This window comes from Pseudomonas sp. PS01299, assembly GCF_029960145.1.
Lineage (GTDB): Bacteria > Pseudomonadota > Gammaproteobacteria > Pseudomonadales > Pseudomonadaceae > Aquipseudomonas > Aquipseudomonas putida_A.
Genome location: NZ_JASCPO010000234.1, coordinates 1 through 9,155, shown reverse-complemented (window position 1 = coordinate 9,155; position 9,155 = coordinate 1). Strand labels below are relative to the sequence as shown.

The window sequence follows — 9,155 nt, the reverse complement described above, 5'->3', positions numbered from 1 at the left end:
GGGCTTGCTCGCGAAAGCGTCAGGTCAGTCGACATCCCTGTTGAATGGCCCACCGCATTCGCGAGCAAGCCCGCTCCCACATTTTTGATCGCGTGCGGCTTACGGTTTATTGGGAATGCCGTATTTGCGCAATCGATGGGCAATCGCGGTGTGCGAGGTCTGCAGGCGGCTGGCCAGTTGGCGGGTCGAGGGGTAGCTGACGTAGAGTTTTTCCAGCAACGATTTTTCGAAGGATTCGACGGCTTGTTCGAGGCTGTCGACGTCGCTGTCGGTCTGCCGCGCCACCGAGGTGCCGGCGATGTCGAGATCACCAATATCGACCAGGCTGCTTTCGCAGATCGCCGCGGCGCGGAAGATCACGTTCTGCAACTGGCGCACGTTACCCGGCCAACGATTACCGAGCAGCGCCGGATAGGTGCCGGGGGCGAGGCGGCAGACCGGGCGCTGAATCTGCGCACAGGCCTGCTGCATGAAGTAACGCGCCAGCAGCAGAATGTCCTGACCTCGCTCACGCAGCGGCGGCACTTCGACGTTGAGCACGTTGAGACGGTAGAACAGGTCTTCGCGGAACAGGCCTTCGCTGACCATTTTTTCCAGGTCGCGGTGGGTCGCGCTGAGGATCCGCACGTTGACCTTCACTTCGCGATCACCGCCGACCCGACGGAAGCTGCCGTCATTCAGAAAGCGCAGCAGTTTGGCTTGCAAGTACGGCGACATCTCGCCGATCTCGTCGAGAAATACCGTGCCCTGGTTGGCCAGTTCCATCAGCCCCGGTTTGCCGCCACGTTGCGCGCCGGTGAAGGCGCCGGGGGCGTAGCCGAACAGTTCGCTCTCGGCGAGGTTTTCCGGCAGCGCCGCGCAGTTCAGCGCGAGAAACGGCGCACTGTGCCGCGCACTGATCGCATGGCAAGCGCGGGCCACCAGTTCTTTGCCGGTGCCGGTTTCGCCTTGAATCAGCAACGGTGCGTCGAGGGCTGCGACTCGTTGCGCGCGGGCCTTCAGCGTGCGGATCGCCGGGGATTCGCCGAGCAGCGCATCGAAGCCTTCGGCGTGGTCATGGTGCAATGCCGAGAGCTGTTCACCGATGCGGTTTGGCTGATAAAGGGTCAGCAGCGCGCCGGCGTCGGTGATCGGTGTGGCGTCGAGCAGCAGGGTCTGGCCATTGACGGTGATCTCACGCAGCGGCAGGCGGAAGCCTTGTTCGAGCAGGGTTTCCAGCAGACCGGGATCGTTGAACAGTTCCGAGACACTTTCCCCCGCCGGTTCACGCCCGTACAGCGCGATCAGTGCCGGGTTGGCCAGCAGCACCTTGCCGGCGCTATCGAGGGCCAGTACCGGATCGGTCATCGCCGCGAGCAATGCATCGAGCTGCAAGTGCCGACGCTGACCGGGGAGGATGTCGACCACCACCACGGCCTCCACGCCGCGCACCCGGAACAACGCATCTTTGAGTTCTTCGAGCACTTGCGGGCTCAAGGTCGGTGCATCGATGTAGACGTTGGGCGGGATCATCTCCACCGCATCCAGATTGAGATTGCGCCCACCGAGGATCGCCAGGACTTCCTGGGTGATGCCGACGCGGTCGATGAAGCTGACGTGGATACGCATGGGGGCGGTTCAGTGTTCTGGAATGCGGAGGGGGGCAAGTATGCCTTGATGGGGGACTGGGGTGAAATCTTGAGATTGTTGTCGTGCTGGAGATCTACCCCCTCACCCCAGCCCTCTCCCCAGAGGGGCGAGGGGGAAAGGGAGCAGATTGGGGGCTTTTCAAAACTTGAGTTCGGCTCGCTATTTCAGGTCGGTGTACCTTGAGCGAGCAACTCGGTCAGTCCCCTCTCCCTCCGGGAGAGGGTTAGGGTGAGGGGGCTTTTGGGGTTACTCGAAATGCTCGGGATTAACCGGATCCCCGGATTGCATATTCAACTTCTGCCGGATGTCCTCAAACATCAGATCGTAATGTTTGTGCACCGAACCGATCTGGCTGTGAGCCTTTGGAATCCCATATTTCTCGGCAATCCGGGTCACGTCGCGGGCGAAGTTGTAAGCCTCTTCCTTGGGCAGGAAAAACGCTTCCTTCATGTCCTTGCCCTGCATATTGCCGTGCAGGGTGAACTGTATCCCTTTGCCTTTTTGCGGATCGGTGAACACTTCATAGTCGAGACACAGGTCGTAACTGACGTCATCTGGCGTCAACGCATGTCGCTCGATGTGCAAATGACCGGGGTTGAATATGGCCATGGGTTTCTCCTGATCAAGGCATGGGAGAAGGGCAGACCCTGGGCCTGCCCTTGAGTTTCTAATTATCGATAGCTGATGCCCGGCTTCGCCGTGCTGACGCGTGTGCCGGCAGTGCCCTGGACGATCGCTTCGATGTCCGCGAGCGAACCGATCACCGCGACCTTGCCAGTATGGCGCGCGAATTCGCAGGCTGCCTGCACCTTCGGCCCCATGGAGCCAGCGGCGAAACCGAGGCGTTCGAGTTCATCCGGGTGCGCTTCGGCGATGGCTTTCTGCGACGGCTTGCCATAGTCGACGAACGCCGCGTTGACGTCGGTGGCGATCACCAGCAAGTCAGCTTCCAGTTGCTCGGCGAGCAGCGACGAGCACAGATCCTTGTCGATTACCGCCTCGATGCCCTTGAGGTTGCGGTGCTCGTCGTACATGGTCGGAATCCCGCCGCCACCCGCACAAATCACGATGCTGCCCTTGTCCAGCAGCCACTTGATCGGACGGATCTCGAAGATGCGTTTCGGCCGTGGACTGGCCACCACACGACGGAACTTGTCGCCGTCCGGAGCGATGGCCCAACCTTTTTCAGCAGCGAGTTTTTCCGCTTCGGCTTTGTCGTAGACCGGGCCGATCGGTTTGGTTGGATTCTGAAAGGCCGGGTCCTTGGCGTCGACTTCAACCTGGGTCAGCAGGGTGGCGAACGGCACTTCGAAGTCCAGCAGGTTGCCCAGTTCCTGTTCGATGATGTAGCCGATCATGCCTTCGGTTTCGGCACCGAGCACGTCCAGCGGGTAAGGGGTGACGGAGGTGTAGGCCGCTGCCTGCAACGACAGCAGGCCGACTTGCGGGCCATTGCCGTGGGCGATGACCAGTTGGTTGCCGGGATGGATCTTGGCGATTTGCTCGGTGGCGATGCGGATGTTGGCGCGCTGGTTGTCAGCGGTCATCGGCTCGCCACGACGGAGCAGGGCGTTACCGCCCAGAGCTACGACGATACGCATGGTGCATGTCCTTCTAAAACAGAGGAATGGCAAACTGCCGGAACCGGGGGCCTTGGTGGGAGGGGGCTTGCTCCCGAAGGCGGCGGATCAGTCGACATCTCTGTTGAATGACACACCGCTTTCGCGAGCAAGCCCGCTCCCACATTGGGATTCGGTTCCTTCAGTGGGAGCTATTTCAGTTACAGATCAGCCAGGGTCGAAACCAGGATCGCCTTGATCGTGTGCATGCGGTTTTCCGCTTGCTCGAAGGCGATGCAGGCGGGCGACTCGAACACGTCGTCGGTGACTTCGATACCGTTGGCCAGGTGCGGATACTGTTCGGCGATCTGTTTGCCGACCTTGGTATCGCTGTTGTGAAACGCCGGCAGGCAGTGCATGAACTTGGTGCGCGGGTTGCCGGTGGCTTTCATCAGCTCTTTGTTGACCTGGTACGGCAGCAGTTGCTGGATACGTTCGGCCCATGCCTCAACCGGCTCGCCCATCGACACCCAGACGTCGGTGTGGATGAAATCGACGCCTTTGACTGCGGCTTTCGGGTCTTCGGTCAGGGTGATGCGCGCGCCGGATTCTTCCGCGTATTTCTTGCAGCGATCGACCAGATCGTCATGCGGCCACAGGGCTTTCGGCGCGCAGATGCGCACGTCCATGCCGAGCTTGGCGCCGACCAGCAGCAGCGAGTTGCCCATGTTGTTGCGCGCGTCGCCGAGGTAGGCGTAGCTGATTTCGTGGATCGGCTTGTCGGCGTGTTCACGCATGGTCAGCACGTCGGCGATCATTTGCGTTGGGTGATATTCGTCGGTCAGGCCGTTGAACACCGGCACCCCGGCGAACTTCGCCAGCTCTTCGACGATTTCCTGTTTGAAACCACGGTATTCGATGGCGTCGTACATGCGACCCAGCACGCGGGCCGTGTCTTTCATGCTTTCCTTGTGGCCGATCTGCGACGAGTTCGGGTCGATGTAGGTGACATTGGCGCCTTGGTCATAGGCCGCCACTTCGAACGCGCAACGGGTGCGGGTCGAGGTTTTTTCGAAGATCAGGGCGATGTTGTTGCCCTTGAGGTGTTGCTGTTCGGTGCCGGTGTATTTCGCGCGTTTCAGATCGCGGGACAGGTCGAGCAGGTAACGCAGCTCGCGTGGGGTGTGGTGTTCCAGGCTGAGCAGGTTACGGTTGTGGATGTTAAAAGCCATGATGGATCTCCTTCGGTGTCGGTTATCCCCCTGGCCGCGCTTTGTAAGTCGCGGCCAAGGCTCAGAGGTTTAGTAATCGATTGGGTCGCGGATGATCGGGCAGGTCATGCAGTGGCCGCCGCCACGGCCACGACCGAGTTCGCCGGCGCTGATGGTGATGACCTCCACGCCCGCCTTGCGCAGCAGGGTGTTGGTGTAGGTGTTGCGGTCGTAGCCGATGACCACGCCCGGTTCCACGGCCACCACGTTGTTGCCGTCGTCCCATTGCTCGCGTTCGGCGGCGAAGCTGTTGCCGCCGGTTTCCACCACGCGCAGCTTCGGCAGGTTGAGGGCTTTGGCCACGGTGTCGAGGAAGCTGCCTTCTTCGCGGCGAATGTCGATGCCGCCCTGTTTGCTTTCGTCAGGCCGCAGGGTGAACGCGACGATCTGGTTCACCACTTCCGGGAAGATCGTCACCAGGTCGCGGTCGCAAAAGCTGAACACGGTGTCCAGGTGCATCGCGGCGCGGGACTTCGGCAGGCCGGCGACGATGACTTTTTCCACCGCTTTGTTCTTGAACAGATTCAGCGCCAGTTGGCCGATCGCCTGACGCGATGAGCGTTCGCCCATGCCGATCAACACCACGCCGTTGCCGATCGGCATCACATCGCCGCCCTCGAGGGTCGAGCTGCCGTGATCCTTGTCCGGGTCGCCGTACCAGATTTCGAAATCGGCGTTGGTGAACTGCGGGTGAAATTTGTAGATGGCAGTGGCCAGCAGGGTTTCCTGGCGACGCGCCGGCCAGTACATCGGGTTCAGCGTCACGCCACCGTAGATCCAGCAGGTTGTGTCGCGGGTGAACTGGGTGTTCGGCAGCGGCGGCAGGATGAAGCTGGAGTGGCCGAGGAAGTCGCGGAACATCTGGATGGTCTTGCCACCGAAGCTGTCCGGCAGATCATCCGCGGATACGCCGCCAATCAGGTATTCGGCGATGTGTCGCGGCTCAAGGCTTTTCAGCCAGGATTTGACTTCGCTGATCAGGCCCAGGCCTACCGAGTCGGCGGTGACCTTGCGATCGAGGATCCAGTCCAGCGCTTCGGGGTTGGCGACGATATCAGTCAGCAGGTTGTGCATTTCCAGCACGTCGATCCCGCGTTCACGCATCTTGGTCACGAAGTCGAAGTGGTCGCGCTTGGCCTGGGCCACCCACAGCACGTCATCGAACAGCAGTTCATCGCAGTTGTTCGGGGTCAGGCGCTGATGGGCCAGACCTGGGGAGCAAACCATGACTTTGCGCAGTTTGCCGGCTTCGGAATGGACGCCGTACTTAACTTTTTCCGTGGTCATTGCAGTGATCCTCCAGATTACAAATCAAGGGTTACAAGGTCAGGAAGCCGTCGTAGAGACCGTAGGCAGCCACCAGGGCACCCACGACCACTGCGGCGAAAATCAGCTTCTCGACGTTAGTGAAAATCGGTTGTTTGAGTTCCAGCTTGGCCTTGGCGAACAGGATCGCGCCGGGTGCGTAGAGCAGGGCCGAGAGCAGCAGATACTTGACCCCGCCGGCATACAGCAGCCACACCGCGTAGATCAGCGCGATGCCGCCGATAATCAGATCCTTGCGTCGTTCGGCCGCGAAGCCTTCGTAGCTTTCGCCGCGCACCGCCAGCAACAGGGCATAGGCCGCCGACCACAGGTACGGCACCAGAATCATCGAAGTGGCGAGGTAGATCAGCGACAGGTAAGTGCTGGCCGAAAACAGGGTGATGATCAGGAACAGCTGGACCATCGCGTTGGTCAGCCACAGGGCGTTGACCGGTACGTGATTGGCGTTTTCCTTGCGCAGGAACTCGGGCATGGTGTGGTCTTTGGCGGCGGCGAACATGATCTCCGCACACAGCAGCACCCACGACAGCAGCGCGCCCAGCAGCGAGATGATCAGACCGACGCTGATCAGCACTGCGCCCCAGTGACCAACCACGTGTTCGAGCACGGCGGCCATCGACGGGTTTTGCAATTTGGCCAGTTCCGGCTGAGTCATGATGCCCAGCGACAGCACGTTGACCAGCACCAGGAACAGCAGCACGGTGATGAAACCGATGACGGTGGCCTTGCCGACGTCGGAGCGTTTTTCCGCCCGCGCCGAGAAGATGCTCGCGCCTTCAATGCCGATGAACACCCACACGGTGACCAGCATCATGTTGCGCACCTGGTTCATCACGCTGCCCAGATCCGGGTTTTTCACACCCCAGATGTCGGCGGTGAAGATGTCCAGTTTGAAGGCGAATACCGCGATCAGCACGAACAGCAGCAGCGGCACGACCTTGGCGACGGTGGTCACCAGGTTGATGAACGCCGCTTCCTTGATCCCGCGCAGTACCAGAAAGTGCACGGCCCACAGCAGCACCGAGGCGCCGATCACCGCCGCTACCGTGTTGCCTTCGCCGAAAATCGGAAAGAAATACCCGAGGGTGCTGAACAACAGAACAAAGTAGCCAACGTTGCCCAGCCAGGCACTGATCCAGTAACCCCAGGCGGACGAGAAACCCATGTAATCGCCGAATCCGGCCTTGGCGTAGGCGTAGACACCGCCGTCCAGGTCAGGCTTGCGATTGGCGAGGGTTTGAAAGACAAAAGCGAGGGTGAGCATGCCGACAGCGGTGATGGCCCAGCCAATCAGTACCGCGCCGACGTCGGCGCTCGCGGCCATGTTTTGTGGCAAAGAGAATATCCCGCCACCAATCATTGAGCCGACTACCAAGGCAACCAATGCACCGAGTCGTAGTTTTCCGGGAGCTTCAGACATTGCATGACTCCATTGCAGGAGAGAAGAGTTCACAGCGTAGATCTGTTGTCTGTTCAATCAGCTGACATAGATCAGTGCATGGCCACATTCCATTGTTAATGAATGACTTATGAAACAACTGGAGGCATAACGCTATCGCCTGGAAAGCCCGTCCTAGAGGCTTTTTACTGATGTGGTTGGGAATTGGTCTTATTACTTTAGAGTTATCACGCTAGTTCCTTTTCAGCTTTTGGCAAATTTTCGCCATCTGTTTTCAGTACAGAATTGATTTATTAGGATTCGCGCACAAAACTGTCTTAGCGTGCTAGGCGTTAGCGTCAGTCGCTATATATAAACGAGTGTTTCTCGGTATTACCTGATAAACGTCGTCTGGTATCAGGCGTTTAGTTAATAGTTGTTACAAATGAATGAAGGGAGACAAGAATGTCGCAACCGACGCAAAAGCTGCGACTGGGTGCGTTGATCGCCCTGGTGGTGGGTTCGATGATTGGCGGGGGGATTTTTTCCCTGCCGCAGAACATGGCGGCCCGCGCCGATGCCGGGGCAATCCTGATCGGCTGGGGGATCACCGCCATCGGCATGCTAACCTTGGCCTTCGTGTTCCAGACCCTGGCCAACCGCAAGCCCGAGCTGGACTCGGGGGTCTATGCCTACGCCAAGGCCGGGTTTGGCGACTACATGGGTTTCTCGTCCGCCTGGGGCTACTGGATCAGCGCGTGGCTGGGCAACGTCGGTTATTTCGTGTTGCTGTTCAGCACCCTCGGTTACTTCTTTCCGGTATTCGGTCAGGGCAATACGCCGATCGCCATCGGCTGCGCGTCGGTGCTGTTGTGGGCGGTGCATTTTCTGGTGATGCGCGGGATCAAGGAGGCGGCGTTCATCAATCAGGTGACCACGGTCGCCAAGATCGTGCCGCTGATCATGTTCATCGTGATTGCCGCCGTGGCGTTCAAGGCCGACATTTTCACCCGCGACATCTGGGGCCGCAGCAACCCGAGCTTCGGCGGGGTGATGGATCAGGTGCGCAACATGATGCTGGTCACGGTGTTCGTGTTCATCGGCATCGAGGGCGCCAGCGTCTATTCGGCGCGGGCGGAGAAACGCACCGATGTCGGGCGCGCCACGGTGATCGGTTTCCTCGGGGTGCTGGCGCTGCTGGTGCTGGTCAACGTGCTGTCGCTGGGGATCATGAGCCAGCCCGAATTGGCCAGGTTGCAAAACCCGTCGCTGGCGGCGGTGCTGGAACACATCGTCGGGCCGTGGGGCGCGCTGCTGATCAGCCTCGGTCTGGCGGTGTCGCTGCTCGGCGCATTGCTGTCATGGGCGCTGCTCTGCGCCGAAATCCTGTTCGCCACGGCCCGGGACAAGACCATGCCGGCGTTCCTGAAAAAGGAAAACGCCAACCATGTGCCGGTCAATGCGTTGTGGCTGACCAACGTGATGATTCAGCTATTCCTGCTGATCACACTGTTTTCTGCCGGCACCTACACCAGCCTGATCTACCTCGCTTCGTCGATGATACTGGTGCCGTATCTGTGGTCGGCGGCGTATGCGGTGTTGCTCAGCGGGTGCGGCGAAACCTATGAACATGCCTCGGCCGAACGCACCAAGGACTTGCTGATTGGCGGCATCGCCCTGTGCTACGCGGTGTGGCTGTTGTATGCCGGCGGGGTGAAATACCTGCTGCTGTCGGCGCTGCTGTATGCACCGGGGGTGGTGCTGTTTGCCAAGGCCAAGCATGAGCAGGGCGAGCCGCTGTTCACCCCTGTCGAGAAAGGCATTTTCGCCTGCGTGCTGATCGGCGCGGGGCTGGCGGCGTATGGTTTGTACAGCGGGGTGTTGTCGCTGTAGGTGGATTGATTGTGCATCGGTGGTGTCAGTGCGGGCCTCTTCGCGAGCAAGCCCGCTCCCACATTTGAAATGCATTCCCCTGTGGGAGCGGGCTTGCTC

General features: G+C 59.9%; 7 protein-coding genes. 1 reads left to right on the top strand and 6 read right to left on the bottom strand.

The window, feature by feature from the left end; translation table 11 throughout:
• Window positions 1-99 precede the first annotated feature (99 nt).
• The 6 genes from QMX91_RS26110 to arcD (QMX91_RS26085) all read right to left on the bottom strand — a co-directional run bounded on the left by QMX91_RS26110 (window position 100) and on the right by arcD (QMX91_RS26085) (window position 7,205).
• Window positions 100-1,608 (bottom strand): sigma-54-dependent transcriptional regulator, encoded by a 1,509-nt coding sequence (locus tag QMX91_RS26110; protein ID WP_027612544.1) that lies wholly within the window; start codon window positions 1,606-1,608, stop codon window positions 100-102.
• Window positions 1,609-1,875: 267 nt separating this feature from the next.
• Window positions 1,876-2,238 carry a DUF5064 family protein gene (locus QMX91_RS26105; protein WP_041068604.1) on the bottom strand — a complete coding sequence of 121 codons (363 nt, stop codon included), beginning with the start codon at window positions 2,236-2,238 and terminating at the stop codon, window positions 1,876-1,878.
• 62 nt (window positions 2,239-2,300) lie between these two features.
• Complete coding sequence (gene arcC, locus QMX91_RS26100) at window positions 2,301-3,230, bottom strand: carbamate kinase (RefSeq protein ID WP_027612546.1); 930 nt, start codon at window positions 3,228-3,230, stop codon at window positions 2,301-2,303.
• Window positions 3,231-3,409: 179 nt separating this feature from the next.
• Window positions 3,410-4,420 (bottom strand): ornithine carbamoyltransferase, encoded by a 1,011-nt coding sequence (locus QMX91_RS26095; protein WP_003227481.1) that lies wholly within the window; start codon window positions 4,418-4,420, stop codon window positions 3,410-3,412.
• Window positions 4,421-4,489: 69 nt separating this feature from the next.
• Complete coding sequence (gene arcA, locus QMX91_RS26090; RefSeq protein ID WP_098965261.1) at window positions 4,490-5,746, bottom strand: arginine deiminase; 1,257 nt, start codon at window positions 5,744-5,746, stop codon at window positions 4,490-4,492.
• 31 nt (window positions 5,747-5,777) lie between these two features.
• Window positions 5,778-7,205 carry an arginine-ornithine antiporter gene (gene arcD / locus QMX91_RS26085; protein WP_047599542.1) on the bottom strand — a complete coding sequence of 476 codons (1,428 nt, stop codon included), beginning with the start codon at window positions 7,203-7,205 and terminating at the stop codon, window positions 5,778-5,780.
• 423 nt (window positions 7,206-7,628) lie between these two features.
• On the opposite strand from arcD (QMX91_RS26085), the gene arcD (QMX91_RS26080) reads away from it, so the two are divergent.
• Window positions 7,629-9,056, top strand: a complete 1,428-nt coding sequence (arcD, locus tag QMX91_RS26080) for an arginine-ornithine antiporter (protein ID WP_282413591.1) — start codon at window positions 7,629-7,631, stop codon at window positions 9,054-9,056.
• The last annotated feature ends 99 nt before the right edge of the window (window positions 9,057-9,155 follow it).

Bases quoted from the DNA above. Each gene is read 5' to 3' on its own strand.
- QMX91_RS26110 (WP_027612544.1), bottom strand. From the start codon at position 1,608: ATGCGTATCCACGTCAGCTTCATCGACCGCGTCGGCATCACCCAGGAA.
- QMX91_RS26105 (WP_041068604.1), bottom strand. From the start codon at position 2,238: ATGGCCATATTCAACCCCGGTCATTTGCACATCGAGCGACATGCGTTG.
- arcC (WP_027612546.1), bottom strand. From the start codon at position 3,230: ATGCGTATCGTCGTAGCTCTGGGCGGTAACGCCCTGCTCCGTCGTGGC.
- QMX91_RS26095 (WP_003227481.1), bottom strand. From the start codon at position 4,420: ATGGCTTTTAACATCCACAACCGTAACCTGCTCAGCCTGGAACACCAC.
- arcA (WP_098965261.1), bottom strand. From the start codon at position 5,746: ATGACCACGGAAAAAGTTAAGTACGGCGTCCATTCCGAAGCCGGCAAA.
- arcD (WP_047599542.1), bottom strand. From the start codon at position 7,205: ATGTCTGAAGCTCCCGGAAAACTACGACTCGGTGCATTGGTTGCCTTG.
- arcD (WP_282413591.1), top strand. From the start codon at position 7,629: ATGTCGCAACCGACGCAAAAGCTGCGACTGGGTGCGTTGATCGCCCTG.